Origin of the sequence: Paenibacillus sp. GYB006 (assembly GCF_036577645.1) — a bacterium.
In the GTDB taxonomy this organism is placed as follows: Bacteria; Bacillota; Bacilli; order Paenibacillales; family Paenibacillaceae; genus Paenibacillus.
In genome coordinates this window covers 305428-321983 of record NZ_JARBDA010000004.1, presented here as the reverse complement: position 1 = coordinate 321983, position 16556 = coordinate 305428, and the positions used below count along the sequence as shown (strand labels likewise).

At 39.8% G+C, this 16556-nt stretch carries 14 protein-coding genes and 1 other annotated feature; of the genes, 11 read left to right on the top strand and 3 right to left on the bottom strand.

Annotated elements, in window-relative coordinates:
- Window positions 1-49: 49 nt before the first annotated feature.
- Window positions 50-901, bottom strand: coding sequence for an aldo/keto reductase (locus PV403_RS12715; protein WP_213533877.1), 852 nt, complete (start codon window positions 899-901; stop codon window positions 50-52).
- A gap of 120 nt (window positions 902-1021) precedes the next feature.
- Between PV403_RS12715 and PV403_RS12710 the strand changes: the two genes are divergently transcribed.
- Window positions 1022-1915, top strand: coding sequence for a LysR family transcriptional regulator (locus PV403_RS12710; RefSeq protein ID WP_213533875.1), 894 nt, complete (start codon window positions 1022-1024; stop codon window positions 1913-1915).
- A gap of 125 nt (window positions 1916-2040) precedes the next feature.
- Here the strand turns inward: PV403_RS12710 and PV403_RS12705 are convergent, their stop codons facing one another.
- Window positions 2041-3300 (bottom strand): MFS transporter, encoded by a 1260-nt coding sequence (locus tag PV403_RS12705; RefSeq protein ID WP_213533873.1) that lies wholly within the window; start codon window positions 3298-3300, stop codon window positions 2041-2043.
- Window positions 3301-4011: 711 nt separating this feature from the next.
- On the opposite strand from PV403_RS12705, the gene PV403_RS12700 reads away from it, so the two are divergent.
- The 10 genes from PV403_RS12700 (at window position 4012) to phnE (PV403_RS12660) (ending at window position 14671) form a co-directional block, all read left to right on the top strand.
- Window positions 4012-4485, top strand: coding sequence for an SMI1/KNR4 family protein (locus tag PV403_RS12700; protein ID WP_213533871.1), 474 nt, complete (start codon window positions 4012-4014; stop codon window positions 4483-4485).
- A 441-nt stretch (window positions 4486-4926) separates the two neighbouring features.
- Window positions 4927-5170: a binding site (T-box leader), on the top strand.
- Between the two features lie 109 nt (window positions 5171-5279).
- Window positions 5280-6956: an alanine--tRNA ligase-related protein gene (locus PV403_RS12695; RefSeq protein ID WP_332084880.1), complete on the top strand. Its 1677-nt coding sequence runs from the start codon at window positions 5280-5282 to the stop codon at window positions 6954-6956.
- A gap of 24 nt (window positions 6957-6980) precedes the next feature.
- Window positions 6981-7151, top strand: a complete 171-nt coding sequence (locus PV403_RS25315) for a hypothetical protein (RefSeq protein ID WP_442951760.1) — start codon at window positions 6981-6983, stop codon at window positions 7149-7151.
- Window positions 7152-7562: 411 nt separating this feature from the next.
- On the top strand, window positions 7563-8981 hold the full coding sequence (locus PV403_RS12690; RefSeq protein ID WP_332084879.1) for a stalk domain-containing protein: 1419 nt from the start codon (window positions 7563-7565) through the stop codon (window positions 8979-8981).
- A 176-nt stretch (window positions 8982-9157) separates the two neighbouring features.
- Window positions 9158-9892 carry a copper amine oxidase N-terminal domain-containing protein gene (locus PV403_RS12685; RefSeq protein ID WP_332084878.1) on the top strand — a complete coding sequence of 245 codons (735 nt, stop codon included), beginning with the start codon at window positions 9158-9160 and terminating at the stop codon, window positions 9890-9892.
- Window positions 9828-10094 (top strand): DUF5694 domain-containing protein, encoded by a 267-nt coding sequence (locus PV403_RS12680; RefSeq protein WP_332084877.1) that lies wholly within the window; start codon window positions 9828-9830, stop codon window positions 10092-10094. Before PV403_RS12685 ends, PV403_RS12680 begins: the two co-directional genes overlap by 65 nt.
- A gap of 929 nt (window positions 10095-11023) precedes the next feature.
- Entirely contained in the window at window positions 11024-12133 is a 1110-nt protein-coding gene (locus PV403_RS12675; RefSeq protein WP_442951759.1) for a phosphate/phosphite/phosphonate ABC transporter substrate-binding protein, read from the top strand.
- A gap of 109 nt (window positions 12134-12242) precedes the next feature.
- Entirely contained in the window at window positions 12243-13043 is an 801-nt protein-coding gene (gene phnC / locus PV403_RS12670) for a phosphonate ABC transporter ATP-binding protein (RefSeq protein ID WP_332084876.1), read from the top strand.
- Complete coding sequence (gene phnE, locus PV403_RS12665; protein WP_332084875.1) at window positions 13036-13851, top strand: phosphonate ABC transporter, permease protein PhnE; 816 nt, start codon at window positions 13036-13038, stop codon at window positions 13849-13851. The genes phnC and phnE (PV403_RS12665) overlap by 8 nt, the downstream gene beginning before the upstream one ends.
- A gap of 13 nt (window positions 13852-13864) precedes the next feature.
- Window positions 13865-14671, top strand: a complete 807-nt coding sequence (phnE, locus tag PV403_RS12660; protein ID WP_332084874.1) for a phosphonate ABC transporter, permease protein PhnE — start codon at window positions 13865-13867, stop codon at window positions 14669-14671.
- Window positions 14672-14787: 116 nt separating this feature from the next.
- Here phnE (PV403_RS12660) and PV403_RS12655 read toward each other — a convergent pair whose 3' ends face one another.
- Entirely contained in the window at window positions 14788-16380 is a 1593-nt protein-coding gene (locus tag PV403_RS12655) for a bifunctional metallophosphatase/5'-nucleotidase (RefSeq protein WP_332084873.1), read from the bottom strand.
- Window positions 16381-16556 lie beyond the last annotated feature (176 nt).

Sequence of the window (16556 nt, the reverse complement as noted above, 5' to 3'; positions counted from 1 at the left end):
ATTAAAAAACCGAATCCTATTGGAAATCGGTTTTTTATGATAAATCATATTAAATATCAAATTTTATCGTACCAAACCATTTGACTAAATCAGGATCACGGTGATTAACGATTAAATGTTCACCTGTATCTAACGTACTGATCTGATTCATGTCAGATTCATCAAGTTCAAAATCAAAAATGTTGATATTTTCAATAATTCTTTCCTTGTGGATTGATTTCGGAATTACTACGATATCTCTTTGAACAAGCCAACGCAAAATAATTTGTGCTACGCTTTTTCCATGTTTATTTGCCAACTGAAGTAATTTTTCATTTTCAAAAATGTTATTTTTCCCTTCAGCTAGAGGGGCCCATGACTGAATTTGTACGTTAAATTCTTTCATAATCTTTTGACTTTCAATTTGTTGCGTAAAGGGATGAGTCTCCACTTGATTAACAGCTGGAACAATCTCATTGTGTTGGATGAGGTCGATCAAACGGTCAGGATAAAAATTACTCACACCAATCGCTCGAATTTTCCCTTCTTTGTATAGTTCCTCTAACGCTCTCCATGAGCCATAGTAATCTCCTAATGGCTGGTGAACAAGATATAAGTCTAAATAATCTAATTGAAGTTTTTTCAAAGATTTATCAAATGCTTCTTTTGCTTCTTTATAGCCTTGTTCTTGAATGATAAGTTTAGTTGTAATAAATAGCTCTTCTCTTGGTACACCACTCCGTTTGATGGCTCTGCCGACTGCCTCTTCATTCAAATAAGCAGAAGCTGTATCAATTAAACGATATCCTGCATCCATTGCATCACAGACTGCTTGTTCGCAAATTTGTGGATCCTCCATCTGAAAAACTCCAAAGCCGATCTTAGGCATCTCAACACCATTGTTTAAAATAACCTTTTGCATACCAATTCCTCCACATTAATTAATTCTGTTTCTGTATTTCATTATAAGTATTAAATTTTTGACAATGAATAGTAGATAAGTTAATGTAGTTTAAACTACAGGTTTATACGGAGGCTTTGCATGTATAGTCGTCAAATTGAAATTTTTGTTGCAGTAGTAGAAAGCGGAAGTTTTAATAAAGCAGCAGATAAATTATTTCTTTCTACAACTGCTGTTATGAAGCAAATCAATTTGTTAGAAGATCAATTAGGAGTTTCTGTTGTAGAGCGATCCAATCAAGGTATTTCATTAACTCCCGCTGGACAATCTTATTATGAAGATGCCGAACGAATCATAAGTCTGTCTCGAAATGCTGTTCAAAAAGCCCGTCAAATAGCTGCTGATTCACCATATATCATACGAATTGGTAGTTCTTTTTTAAATCCAGTTAAATCATTTATTCCTATTTGGAATAAAGTCAGTGAACTTTTTCCGCAATTCAAATTACAAATCATTCCATTTGATGATAATAAAAATACAATTATGGATACGATAAAGTCTCTGGGAACACAGTTCGATTGTATTATTGGTGCTTTTGGTTCAAATCAGTGGTTAGAGCATTGTAATCTTTACCCATTAAGCGAATATAAGCTAAGTTGTGCTGTATCATCAGATCACCCACTTGCTACTAAGGAGATTATTAATTTAGAAGATTTACATGAGGAACATTTAATGATGGTTCGGGCGGGAGACAGCAATCCCAATGATGAATTTCGGGCATATATTGAAGAAAACCATCCAACTATTCAAATTATTGATACCGCATATTTTTATGATATAGAAGTTTTTAACCGCTGTGCACAAACAGGGAGTGTTCTTTTAACGTTAGATAGTTGGGCCAATATCCATCCTTCACTCATTACTATTCCTCTAAAATGGAATGGAACCAGCGTACCTTTTGGCTTACTATATTCCAAAGAAGCCAATGAATCAGTCAAAAAATTTGTCAATGCAATCGCTCAGGTTACGCAATAATCTAATCTTCAGAAAACAAAAGCATACGCATAGGGATCACATTTTTCTATAAAAAAAAAGGCCATCCAGTAAGTTCTGGATAACCTGATCATAAGGTACTACACATCAAGCTGACAAAACAAATATTATAAGTCTAACCTCATTAACTCCTTAATGGATGTGTCTTCTGTATCGTTGGTTCTGTTTTTTTGCAGTGCATTCTTTCGGTACATAAGAGCACCCACGAAGGAAAGGGAAAATCCAACCGATGCATAGATATATAGCATTTGAATTCCTACGGTATCCGCTAGCCAGCCGGATAATAATAAAGATACTCCATATAAAATTGAGGTAAGTGATGATTGGGCGGCAAATAACGGTGGCAGCTCTGAAGCTGGAACGCTTGTTTGGTAAGAAGTACGTTCCGCTAAATCTTTTATGGCTTGGGAAGCCCCAATTGCGAACATGATAAATAGTGTCGCCAGCGGGCTAGTAGAAAAACTGAAGCCGAGTGTTAGTGCAGCAACGCATCCGCTGCCTACAGCTAGCATGAGCCCAAGATTCCACATTCCGTTCGATAAGCGGCTCATAAGAATGCTAATAAGAACGAAACCACCTAAATTAGCGCCGTTCATCCAACCCCACCATACATAACCAACATGTAATCGTTCGCCTACGAACACGAGCAATAGTGCCCCAGCGAATACACCTCTAAATAAGCCTTCCCAAAAATCCATCCATAACAAGACACGTAACTTCGGTAACATAAAATAATTCCGCCATCCATCTTGAAGCGAGCGTCTCCAAGAACCGGCTGGAGTTTGGTGTGTGTTGTTTCTGACTTTACTTATCATGCAGGATGATAAGCAAGCACTACCCAATAGCACAGTTGAAAGGAGCAGCACTTGGCTTGCACCGAGCCAACTGACCGTCATTGATCCGAACGCCCATCCGGCCAGAGAACAAGATTGTACAATACCCGATAGAATGCTGTTCGCTTTGAGCAGCGAAGCTTCAGGTACGGTTAGAGCAACAAGAGACGATCTCACGGGAACCGCCACACCCTCCAGAATAGATATTCCGAAAACTATCCCGACCAATATTGAAATATTGAGATTATCTTCACCAACTAGTAGCATATATATGGTCAGCAAGCTCAAGCCAAGAGTTTGTCCCCCAAGACTAGTAGCAAGTAGACGGTTCAAGCGCAGCTTACGCATGATAACAGGAGCCGATATACTACCGACTGTCATACCAGCAGCTCTGAGGAGTGGGTACAAAGCGGTTATGGTGGCAGAACCAGATACATGGTATAGCGTAACGACAAGCGCTAAAATATACCATGTGTCACCTAAAATAGATAGAGCTTGACTAAGCCAGAGTCTATGAAATGATTTTGTTAGCATTAGACCCATCCTTCCCTATATTCAGTTAATTCAGGAAAAGGAATGAGATTTTACAACGGTCTGCCTCCGATCAAAATTAAAAAGATTTCATCATTGTAGCATTTTACTTTGCAAATATAAAATAAAATAATTTGAACGATTGACGTAATTCGTTTATCTACCTGGTGATACAGTATAGTTTGCGAATTATTAATCCTTTTTCGAGAGCACTATTAAGTGCTACGTGGGCCGATTATGCAAAAATTCTCCCGATTGAGCCGGCAGAATTTTTGTGGTTAAACTATTGTGCAGCTTTAATGTATTTTAAAGAACAATCCGCTGTCATAGGTAGAGAACTGAGTTAAGAGGAGACTATAGTCCAGGCAACACAACTGCAGCCGGCGTATTATGTTCGGCTACGATATATTAATCGTGGTTGATCAGAATTCTATAATAACGTCGATGAGTAGAGCTATACTGTAGGTTAGAAGTGGAACTTGTACATGCCCATAGTGAAACATCTATCGGCCGCATTACGTGGCTTGCTGGAGATGATGACAACCAGGAATAACGAAGGCTAAAAAATTCTATTTCATAAAACCCTATCAGAGTTGTATTGTTATTAACAGTAAGAGACGAACTCGAATTCGTTAGATCGAGGGCCTAATCAATAATATTTTACATCGTACAATGATGACAGGCTTTATCTCACCTATAAAAGGAGGATGTTTCATGGAATCAGCGGCATTAGAACCAATTCGGATTCTTTTGAATCAGGCATATCAGACCGAAATGGGGATGAGCTGTACGCGGGAATCGGAGCAGGCGATCGTTGATTTTGAGAAAAAGTACAACGTTATTCTTCCCGAGTCGTACCGAGACCTATTGCTGTACTACGGTGCCTGCAACTTCGGTGATCCTGCGCTCTATTCCGTACAGGAATTGGACTGGGCGTACCCTGCATTTGTGGAAGCATATCAAGAGTATAAGAGAGAATGCGACCTGCCTGAAGACCTGAATCCGTTCCCGATTGGCGGTTTTGGAGAAGGAAGTATTGCTGTTCTGGAACGGAATTCGGGTAAAGTTTTGATACTTATCCACGACTATGCAGGAGATTATCCATTTCAGGAGGTAGCGCCTCATTTTAACGGATTGATGGAGATGCTGGCCGGTTCTGCGATCTGGGTTCAGGAACAGATGAAATAGTCAGACTAGGTGACAGATTGCTCTTGAATGTATTTGCGTTATTGACAGGCGTAATCTCTTCAAATAATGGTCACATGATGTGAAGAGTCTGGTTTTGCAGACACTCAGAAGTGAGATATACAACGGTGGAGGATGTAACGAGGTAAGTGAAATCGACCTACAGGACATGCCGCTGCATCGGGGTCAAAAGAGGAATGAACGCTATGAAAAAACATGTTGCGATGGTTGATATTGCATAATTGCCATCAAGCCAACAAAAGCTTGGAAGAAACGAACACATGAGAAAGACGGCCACGAAGATCCTTGGCTGTCTTTCTCATGTGTTTTACCTCCGTTTTCTTTTCGGCATCGAGCCTTCAAGGAAAATCATTACCTTATAAAAAATAGTGGAATTAATTTACAGAATAAGTTGAGTGTGATAGCATTGGTTTAACTTAAAACGAAAAGGCTATGATGAGAAATAGTAGCTATTAGGGATCTCACAGAGAGAAGATGGTTGGTGCGAATCTTCATTGATCTAATAGTGAAGCAGTCTCGGAGCTGTGAACCGAACAGAGGAATCTTAGTAGGCTTCAACGGAGTTCCACCGTTATTCAGGAAACAATATCGGAGATATCCCGTATTGATAGAGTGCAGAGAAATCTGAAATTAGGTGGTAACACGGACATAATAGTTCGCCCTAAGTTGACAAGAAATATGTCGGCTTAGGGCTTTTTTGTTTTAATTCTTCTCGTTTAAATATTTGAAAAATATTTTTCTGAGAATAAATAATAATTGAAATGGAGGTGTTGAGGATGGTGAAAATGACACCAGATGAGTTAAGAAAATCATATATTGATTTTATGAAAGGAATAGGGGCTAGCCAAGTGCCCTCTTCTAGCTTGTTACCAGAGAATGATCCCTCAACGTTGTTTACAGGAAGTGGGATGCAACCTATGGTTCCCTATTTATTGGGGGAAAAGCATCCGATAGGTAATGAGATTGCTAATATCCAGAAGTGTTTAAGGACAGTGGATATTGATGAAGTAGGAGATACGTCGCATCTGACATTTTTTGAAATGATAGGTCGATGGGAGTTTAAAGCAAATGAAAATAACTATAAGAAAAAGCAAATCGATGCCATTTGGAATTGGCATATTATCGAATTAGGAATTGATCCTGGCAGGCTGTACATCAGTGCTTTTATAGGAAGTGATGATTTGAATATACAGAAAGATACGGAAGCCATTCAAATCTGGTCAGAAAAATATAAATCCGTTGGTATAGAACCTATCATTGAAGATGATCCCTATCAATATGGGGCATCTAGAGGCGGAAGAATATTCCTATACGATGAAAAAGAAAATTGGTGGAGTCGATCCGGAAGTCCATTGGATATGCCTGTTGGTGAACCGGGTGGGCCTGATAGTGAAATGTTCTATGATCTTGAACCAGGCGGTGATTCATTGGATCATCCTGCTTCTGTAAGCCAGAGGTTTTTAGAAATTGGGAACAACGTATTTATGTGTTACAAAAAAGAAGACACAGGATTTGTAAAAATGCAAAATCCCAATATTGATTATGGAGGCGGATTAGAAAGGGTTGCAACAGCCCTTAATGGTGACAAGGATTTTTATAATACGGCTTTCTTCCTTAATCCCAAGAAAAAATTAATGGAGTTAAGTGGTAAACAATATACTGACGATTTAAAGTCGTTTAGAATCATACTTGATCATGTGAGAGCGGCTACTTTTCTAATTAATGATGGTGCGGAGCCAGCTAATAGTGATGCAGGGTATATAACAAGAAGGTTATTAAGAAGGGCAATTCGTGCAGGTAAAAAAATAGGTATACAAGGAAGTTTTGTGGGCGAGTTGTCTGAAGTTTTCATAGATGAAGCAACAGCTTATGAAGATTTGATCGGTAATAAAAAGAAAGTTATCGAAATCGTAAATAAGGAAGAAAATCTTTTCTATAGAACTTTACAGCAAGGAGAATTTGAAATACAAAAACATCTTAAGAATAAGGGTAAAGTTACAGGTGCAGATGCCTTTTATTTTTACGAAACATATGGGTTTCCCTTGGAGTTGACGGAAGAGTTTCTAACTGAAGTTGGATATAGCATGGAGGACAAGACGTCTTATATAGAGGCTGCAAAGAAACATGCTGAAAAGAGCAGAACTGCTTCTGCGGGTAAATTTAAAGGTGGATTAGCTGAACATTCAACGGAAACAACAGCGCTGCACACGGTATCTCATTTATTACTTGCTGGTTTAAGGGAAGTTTTGGGTGATCATGTTCATCAACAAGGAAGTAATATTACTGCAGAACGATTACGGTTTGACTTCAGTCATGATGAAAAACTTACGTCAGAGCAAATATCTGCGGTGGAGAAGTATGTGAATGATGCGATTTCATCAAAAGCAGTTACCTATATTTCAGAGATGCCTAAAATTAAAGCGAAAGAAAGTAATGTTGAAAGGAATTTTTAGGATAAATATCCAGATATCGTTAAGGTGTATACAATCAAAGATAACGAAGGGAAAGTTTGGAGTCGAGAAGTATGTGGAGGACCTCATGTAGAAGATACAACAAACTTAGGAAAATTCAGTATTAAAAAAGAACAGTCTTCTGCTGCTGGAGTTAGAAGGATTAAAGGAGTAATTAATAAAAATGCGGAACAATAGCTGATGTTTTAGGATTGCCATTTGTAACAACGTTATGAGTTGCCGGGAATCCAGGATGAATGATAAAGCCGGCACTTGAAAAGGGTTTGACATCGCTTGGCCTTTCCGTTGGCGGTACCGGAGCACCAGTATTCAAAGAAAAAGCAAATCGGATTAAATCCGAATTGCTTTTTTACTGCAAAAGGAAGGGGAACTTATAAAAAAACAGAACGAAAAATCGAGCTATATGGTTTATGGTGTATTTGTATGACACTAAATGTCGGGTGACAAAAACATTGTAACCACAAATCAATCTTCAGTTTGCTATACTATCGTCTTTTGGGCATTATGGAAAAAATTGGAGAGAAACATTTATGAATAATTAACGTCACTATCATTAGACATCAGTAGAAGAGGGGAGATAGGAACGTAATGAATAAGGTTTTATCAGGCCTAGTATTAGTTCTGGTGATCTTGGTCAGCTTACCAGGAAGGGCATATATGGAGCAGGCTTCACTGGACATAAGTTTTCAGGACGAGCAATTGGAGCAAGCAATAAAGCAGATTTTAGAAAAAGACGAGACTGCCGCCGTTACGCAGAAAGATATGCAATCATTAACCTTACTTGATCTTTCAAGACGAGGAATTAAAAGCATTCAAGGCTTGCAATACGCTTCAAATTTGAGATATGTTGACTTGTCCAATAATGAAATTGACGATATCATGCCACTCAAGCCATTGACTAAGATTCGCGAACTTGATATTTCCGGCAATCAGATCGCTTCAATTCAGGATTTGTCCGTTATGACGGATATGGAAATGTTAATAGTAAACCGAAACCAAATTTCGTCGATTGATGTGATCAAGCAGCTTGGGCGTCTGCATACATTCGAAGCGGACGATAATCAAATCTCGAACATTACGGCTTTATCATCGGCCACAGAATTAACATGGTTAAAATTGAACGGGAACCAGATATCGAAAATCCAGCCCTTGAGCAAACTAACCAAGCTAAAAAATTTAGAACTAGCGAGAAATCGGATCTCGGACCTGAGTCCACTTAAGCCGCTATCCAAAAGTTTAATGAGCCTTAACATCGGAAGCAATGGAATCTCGGATCTCCGTGCGCTTGAAGGGATGACACAAATGGGGGCTCTTTCCGCGGAAAACAATCAGATCAAGAATCTAGATTCACTGAAAAAAATGGCTAACCTGTCTTCCTTGAATCTAAACTCTAATTTGGTTTACAATCTTGAGCCATTGAAATCCCTCAGCAAACTTCATTATTTATATCTAGCAGATAACCGTGTATGGAATTTGGATCCCATTCGAAATCATACGTTCGGTTCTCCTCATTATGATACGGGAGCAATAAGATACGCGTTGGATTTAAGCGGTAACTATTTGGATCTAAGAAGTACGACCAAAACGTATCAACTTCTCAACAAGCTCGGTGGAGATGGATCCTCCCAACTGAAAGCCCAGCGATTAGTGATCGGGAGTAGAACTGCTTATGTAGGGGAGAGATCCTTTGTGCTAAGCGAAGCCCCGTTTATAGCATCGAGCAGAACGTATGTCCCGATTCGATTTGTCTCAGAGCGATTGGGTTCGAAGGTAGGGTGGAACCAAAGCAAAAAAGAGGTAACGATCAGCAAAGACAACACGACGATCCGCTGGATAGTGAATGATAAGAAAGCAAGCGTAAATGGAGAAACCGTTTTATTTGATGCTACATTACTGTTGAAGAAGAATAGTTCGTTTATACCCGTACGCTTAGTGTCTGAGTTGTTAGGATCCCCCGTAGAATACATGGCAAATCCCAAAACGGTTATCATATTTGAACAAAAATAACTTAGTCAATTTCTGCTTGATCCCTTCGGCATAAATGCTAGAGGGATAGTTGTAGACTTTATTTTGGTTAAAGTATGAAGGGATTTGATTATCGCTAGGATTAATTAATTCATATAGGATATTTGATAGTTTCAAATGATCTAAGGATTTTAATGGAATAACGGGAGGAAGCATCTTTGAAAAAAACAATAATCACACTAACTCTATCTTTAGTGTGCACTTTAATAATCGGTAGTCCAGCGATAAGCTTCGCCAATTCTTTTACGAATATGGTTGACAACGGAAAAATTGAAAATGGAAGAATGCTAATTCCATTACGTTCAGTTTCAGAGAGATTCGATTTAGAAGTGGTCTGGAACCAGGAAAAGAAAAGCATTACGATTACTCGTGGAAAACGAGAGCTATTGTTGCATATTAATTCTCGCGATGCTTTATTAAATAACGCTGCTTTCAGTCTTGATGTGCCAGCAAAAATTTATAGTGGAACAACTTATATACCAGCACGTGCCTTTGCTGAAGCGTTTGGCGGAACAGCGCTGTGGTCTCAACAAGAACGAAAAGCAACCATTACGATCGGTCAAGAGCAGGTTTATATTTATACAGAGCCGCTCAAGTCTTGGAGAATGAGTCAGGAAAGAATAAATGTACTTAATGAAAAAATAAATGAGGCCACCGATCTCTCAAGCTATTCCCAAATCCGAACACATTTCAGACCTTATTTTACGGACTCATTTATAAACAAGATTATTCACAGTAATGGCATTAAAAATAACGCTATACTAACAAAAATGGCGGATATTACTTACAGCAGTACTACATTAGCGAGAATGCACCAATCTGCTTACTTTGAAAGCGGTCCTAAATGCTTTCGATCATCAATACTATATTCGGTACAGAGCACGTTTCGGTGAATACCCAGATTACATCGGAAGCTTCTGGTTGCGTTGGTGGTACATGAGAAACTTAATTATTTATTCCAACATTGCTAGATTGGCTACAGAAGATGATCGGATTCTTGTCATTTATGGAAGCAGTCATAATTATTTACTTAAGCAATTCATCCGTGAGAGTGGATTATTTGAATTGGAACACATTGATAGGTATCTGAACTAAGATAAATTCGACCTTACAACAATCGGAATCTATGTTTATTCAGCTAAAGGGCTATTTGATTGATGAAGTAAACTAAAAGGCTGAGATGAGACATCAGTCAGCGTAACCCAACAAAGGTAGTTAAAAAAGAACCTATAATCAACAAGACAATGTTGTAGTCAAAATATAGGGGAGAAATTTAGTATGGAATACAAGAAACTAAATCTATTTTATTTATTTTACGAAGGCGAGGAGAAGACTTGTAACTTTTTTTGCTTCAGGGGGATTAAGACATATGTACAAAATACGGGTTTTGTGAAAATGTATAAGAAAAAACGCTTATGGATCAAGATTATTCATTGATTATTTTGTTCTTCTTATATCAAGCTTATTGTTGGTCTTTGCTTCTTTTTGTTCATTTGCAGCTTTTTTTGTTTACTTTCCATTAGTTTTTCTTTAATTCTAAACAATCAATCACAACTCTCAACAATCAAAACTATTCTTATTAATTAATTTTCCATAATGTTCTTATCCTAATTAAACCAGCTACTTTACTCTAATCTATTAAATTAGATCCCACTATATATTTTCTGATCTGCTCACCTCATTAATTATTTTGCCATTATTTTCAAATTAATATTCACTGCATCTTCTGCATCTTCTGCATCTTCTTTTATGACCTATCACAATCCACTCCTCAAAAATCAAAAAAACTGCAACATGATCCCACCAATTCTCACTTCAATCACTTGGATTATTAACTTCATGTTAAAAAACATCATCATCACATCCTATTTGACAAAACAAAGGATATCTCCGCAAATTTTATCATTAGTTTGACATCACCTTTATAAATCACGAACAAAGAGATTATACAATGAGTTTGTCTTTCAATAGCGAGCGTCTTCCGTCCGCCTTTGAAAATTACAAATATAATCGGGGGTAATGAATTGAAAAAAAGAATCATGCTTTTCACGTTATTCACTTTAGTCATGGCGCTGATCGCAGGTTGTGGAACCAGTAGCAGCAGTAGTTCGCCGCAAAACACATCTTCCCCGGACTCTTCATCTTCAGGTGCTGATAACAACGAAACATCGGGTGATACAGGTACTGAATCAAAGGATATTGAGAAGCTGAGAATCAGTTTTGTTCCATCCAAAGATCCAGAGGATATTATTACAGCAACGGATCCACTAAAAGAATTACTAAAAAAGCAATTGGCAACAGAAGGTTTCAATGTTGGAGAAATCAGCATTGATGTAGGCACTACATATGAAGCTGTAGGTGAAGCTTTGACTGCAGGCACGACAGATATCGGATTTGTACCGGGTGGAACTTATGCTCTATACGATGATGGAGCTGACGTTATTTTAACGGCAACACGAGCAGGATTGTCTAATGACTCTGAATTAGCTAAAGACTGGAACGATAACAAGCCAACCGAACCGACAACTGACCAGGCAACGTATTATCGCTCCCTATTCATCGCAGGCCCTTCGGCTAAAGGACAGGCATTAGCTGAAAAAGTCAACAATGGCGGAAATCTGACATGGGAAGATGTAAACGATGCGAATTGGGCGGTGATGTCTACCTCCTCCTCTGCTGGATATATCTACCCTACCCTATGGCTTCAAGAAAACTTTAATAAAAGCATTACTGATCTAGCACACGTGGTTACATCTGACTCATACGGCAGCTCCTTTGCCCGTCTAGCAGCTAAACAAGTCGATGTTATTGTAGCCTTCGCAGATGCAAGACGTGACTACAGCGAACAATGGACGAATGAATTTAGTCGCCCTGGCTCCATTTGGGATGAAACCAATGTAATCGCCGTAACGGATGGAATTTACAATGATACGATCAGCGTTAGTAAAAACAGTCCGATTATAACGGATGATCTTAAAAAAGCCCTTCAACAGGCGTTTATCTCCATCGCACAAACGGAAGATGGCAAAAAAGTAATTGCAGTCTATAGCCATGAAGGTTATCAAGCAGCACAATCTTCAGACTATGATGCTGAAAGAAAAGCTCAAGATATTATTAGAGAAATGAAAAACTAATAGAGCATAAATCAGGTAAGCATCAGCTAAAAAAGCGAGAGCATCGTGATTTTTAAGATGTTCTCCTTTTCTGCTTGGCAGATGAAGACTATAAGATTGGAGTTTTTCCATGATCGAATTTATGAATGTACAAAAGACGTACCCGAACGGTACAACCGCTCTGAGCAACATAAATCTAAAGATTGAACAAGGTGAGTTTGTAGCCGTCATTGGTTTATCCGGCGCTGGCAAGTCGACACTCATCAGATGTATTAATCGGATGCACGACATTACAGATGGACAGTTATTAGTAGACCATGTGGATGTATCGAAGTTACGCGGCAAACAAATTCGCCGTTTCCGAAGAAGAATTGGGATGATTTTTCAATCTTTCAATCTCGTCAATCGAATAAGTGTAATAAAAAACGTGCTCGTTTCTTTCGTACCGGATCTATCCATATGGCGTAAGCTGACCGGCATTTTTACGAAAGAACAAAAACTCTTAGCATTAGAGGCTTTAGATAAAGTAGGAATTTTGGATAAAGCGTATATCCGTGTAGATCAGCTATCTGGCGGACAACAACAGCGGGTTGCGCTTGCCCGTACACTCGCCCAAAATCCAGACATCATCCTTGCGGACGAACCAATCGCCTCCCTTGATCCGGTAACTTCTAAAATTGTGATGGAAGATTTCAAGAGAATCAATCAAACCATGAATATCTCCGTGATCATGAACATCCATCATGTAGAGATCGCTCTGGAGTATGCAAACCGCATTATCGGGGTTCGTGAAGGAGGAATTGTATTTGATGGTGCGCCCTCTGAGGTAACAAAGCGAGTTTTGAACACCATTTATGGAAATGTCTCTGATGCTGATGAGAAGAACGAAGAAGTTGCATCTACGTTAGAGGTGGTTTCAGGACATGTATGATAAACTCTTCCCTCCAAAAAAGCTGGTTCTGTCAAACGGAAAAGTCATCATGGAGAAAAGATCACGGCTCCCCTTCATACTCCTGATTCTTGCCGCCTTAACAGCGACATCCACCCAACTGACTGATTTCGATATTCAAATGCTCTTCAACCGGATCAATCAGTTTTTTATTATTATAGGCGAGATGATTCCTCCAAAATGGAGTTACTTTCCTCACCTGTGGGATGCAATGATTTCAACCTTGCAAATGTCTTTCTTAGGATCTATTATTGGCGCTGCTCTGGCTCTTCCGTTCGCCATGATGGCTTCTTCTAACGTCATTCGTAATAAATCCGTCGTAGCTGTATTTAAAATCATGCTCAGCCTGCTTAGAACGCTGCCTACGCTAGTAACGGCACTGATCGCTACCTATGTGTTCGGTTTAGGCCCGATGGCAGGACTGGTGGCCATTATGCTCTTTACCCTCTCCTATGTCGGTAAATTAGTATATGAACAGATCGAAAACGTCGATATGGGATCTTTTGAAGCGATGGAATCGATTGGGATGAACCGTGTGGAGGCCTTTCGATATTCGATATATCCGCAGGTGCTCTCTCGTTATCTATCTACTTCCTTATTTTGTTTTGAAGGAAACGTGCGATACGCAGCTATTCTCGGATACGTAGGTGCTGGAGGAATTGGCCTGCTGATCCATGAGAACATCGGCTGGCGAGATTATTCCAGAGTGGGAATGATTATTTTGTCGCTGATCGTCACCGTATTTGTAATTGAAACGATCAGCGAGCATTTCAGAAAAAAGTTAACTTGAGGAGGCTAATTTGATGACAACAATAGAAAGGCAAATGCTGGCTTCCCCTCGAAATCACAGGTATGTGCTAACCGTTACGGCTATTGTGCTTATTCTGTTCATCTGGTCTTTAAACACAGTAAGCTTTAAAGACATGAATCAGAATGGATTCGTGATCGCGCTGAACATCCTAAAAGGATTGGGCAGTCCGGATCTAGAGCTGCTGTTCAACTTATCTAAACAAGGTGTCATCTATTTACTTATTCAAACGACAGCCATCGCTTTTTTGGGTACCCTTGTAGGTGCAGTGCTTTCTGTTCCGTTCGCTTTTCTAGCGGCCTCCAATATTGTTCCGAAACCGATTGCTTGGATTACAAGACTACTCCTTATTATGATTCGAACCATTCCAGCGCTGGTCTACGGTTTAATGTTCATCCGCGTGTCCGGACCTGGACCATTCACAGGTGTGCTTACCATAGGACTCACTTCGATCGGAATGTTATCGAAACTCTATGTCGACACCATTGAAGAGCTGGATAAGAAAGTACTAGAGTCGATGACCTCCCTAGGCTGTACGACCTTTGAAAAAATCCGCTTCGGCATTTTACCGCAGCTGTTCTCATTATTCCTATCGGTTACGATCTATCGGTTTGACATGAATATGCGTGAAGCATCTATCCTCGGATTGGTTGGAGCTGGTGGAATTGGAGCACCACTGATCTTTGCCATGAACAGCTATCGTTGGAATCAAGTCGGCTCGATCTTAATCGGTTTAGTGGTTCTAATTCTCCTTATCGAATGGGTATCAAACCGCCTTCGTTCCAAACTCATCCATGGATAAGTATTGTTCAGCAGTAGTTATCTTCATCAAAATAAGACAGCAAAAACCTCCGAATCCATTGGATCCATGGTATTGGAGGTTTTTTTGTATATACCAATAATAGATAATGGTCTTTTTCAGAAGACGACCTTCCAGTTGTGATCACATGATGCATAGATAACCTTTCGCTTCCTGATATAATCAGCCAAAATCTCGGTCATGTCAGTAGGTATTTCTCGGATCACAGGTTTATCCATCAGCATTCCGAAGTTGCCTCCTCCACCCGCTCGGTAGCTGTTCATTACTACTTCAAAGGAAGCGTCCAGGTTCATAGGAGCACCGTTAAACAATAGCTTACTAACACGGCTCCCTTCGGGTCTTGAGATATCCAGTTCGTATTCGATGCCTTCCCACATGTCATAATTAAAGTGCTGCGGTTTAGGTTGCAGATACCCCTCGGATACTTGTAATCTCCCGATATTCTCCTCGAGCGTAAAGTAAAGGGCGTTCTGCTCCAGGGCATCCCGAATATCACGGCCTGTCAGTAGAAGTACCTTTAGGGTATTTGGATAGATATAGTTAGATACGACGTCACGCATGGTGATGTGTTCTGAGAACCCTTTTGCCTTATTGGTAAAAATAGAGGCGCAGGAGATAGCTGCACCCGTGACCTCCATCTGCACCCGATTAATAAATTCTGTGAAGGCATGATCCTTTTGTCTAGCTGTAAATGGATCGGGTATCGATAAATCGCCTTCTGCTTTGCCAATGGGCTGATCCAGCCATGCCTGGGTATTTCGTTCCGCCTCTGCAAAAAGCGCAAGCACTTCCTGATCTGCTTCTGCCTCGCTTGCATGTATCAGTTGTGCCTTCTTATCGCATATTCCCCATCTGCCTTGCACATCCTGCTCAAATTGAAGTTCCACTTTAGCAATCGCTTGTCCAGCTGAACCAGGCTGCGCATACAACACTCCATTTAATTCTCCGGTAAGTAGCCGATGCTGATGTCCCGTGAGCAAAACATCCACCCCTTCGAGGTGCATACACATCTCATAGCCCTGATTTTCCCCTGTAAGAGGCTCTGTAGCCTTTCCGGTGACTGGATCACATTCAAATCCTCCATGGTAGCAGACGACGACAGCATCCGGCTGATCGGTTTTGCGAATATGAGTAATCCACTCTTGTGCAGACGATAACGCATCTTTGAATTCAAGTCCACGGATGTTCGCCGAATCTTCCCAGTTAGGAACATAATGCGTTATTATACCGAGCACGGCAACACGGATACCTTCCTGCATCGTAAATATTCGGTAAGGCGGGCCGAATGCCGGATCACCATTGGACTCCGTTACGATATTGGCAGATAAATAAGGACACCTAGCGTCTTTCATATGGCTATTCAGCAGCTCTAAACCGTAATTGAATTCATGATTACCAAGTACAGCTGCATCGTATGTAAGGTGATTTAACAGTTTCGTTGCCGGATGCAGCCCTGTTCTATCGTATTTAGCATAGTAATACATGAAGGGAGTTCCCTGCAAAAGGTCACCGTTATCGATAAGTAAGAGATGCGGATCTATTTCCCGTTCCTTACGAATGATTGTAGACAGTTTCGCAAAACCAAGCGGCTTATCACCTGCCCCCCGATAATCTGTTGGGTAAATGTGACCATGCACATCACTTGTTTCCAGCAGTGTAATGACCACTGTATTCTTTGTCTTCGAATTCACTTTTTGAAGTTCCCCCCTATGAAATGAAGCGATCTATTCTCGTTAGATTGAGATCAAGGTCATCTTTTCCTATATTTCCACTCTTATTATATTTGTAATACAACAACTGACTTTAAACCGTTTGTTATCTACAAGTTAAAAATAAATTATTCAACCGTATGTATAAAGATAATCTA

Bases quoted from the DNA above. Each gene is read 5' to 3' on its own strand.
- PV403_RS12705 (WP_213533873.1), bottom strand. From the start codon at position 3,300: ATGCTAACAAAATCATTTCATAGACTCTGGCTTAGTCAAGCTCTATCT.
- PV403_RS12715 (WP_213533877.1), bottom strand. From the start codon at position 901: ATGCAAAAGGTTATTTTAAACAATGGTGTTGAGATGCCTAAGATCGGC.
- PV403_RS12710 (WP_213533875.1), top strand. From the start codon at position 1,022: ATGTATAGTCGTCAAATTGAAATTTTTGTTGCAGTAGTAGAAAGCGGA.
- phnE (WP_332084875.1), top strand. From the start codon at position 13,036: ATGTATGATAAACTCTTCCCTCCAAAAAAGCTGGTTCTGTCAAACGGA.
- phnC (WP_332084876.1), top strand. From the start codon at position 12,243: ATGATCGAATTTATGAATGTACAAAAGACGTACCCGAACGGTACAACC.
- phnE (WP_332084874.1), top strand. From the start codon at position 13,865: ATGACAACAATAGAAAGGCAAATGCTGGCTTCCCCTCGAAATCACAGG.
- PV403_RS12695 (WP_332084880.1), top strand. From the start codon at position 5,280: ATGGTGAAAATGACACCAGATGAGTTAAGAAAATCATATATTGATTTT.
- PV403_RS12700 (WP_213533871.1), top strand. From the start codon at position 4,012: ATGGAATCAGCGGCATTAGAACCAATTCGGATTCTTTTGAATCAGGCA.
- PV403_RS12690 (WP_332084879.1), top strand. From the start codon at position 7,563: ATGAATAAGGTTTTATCAGGCCTAGTATTAGTTCTGGTGATCTTGGTC.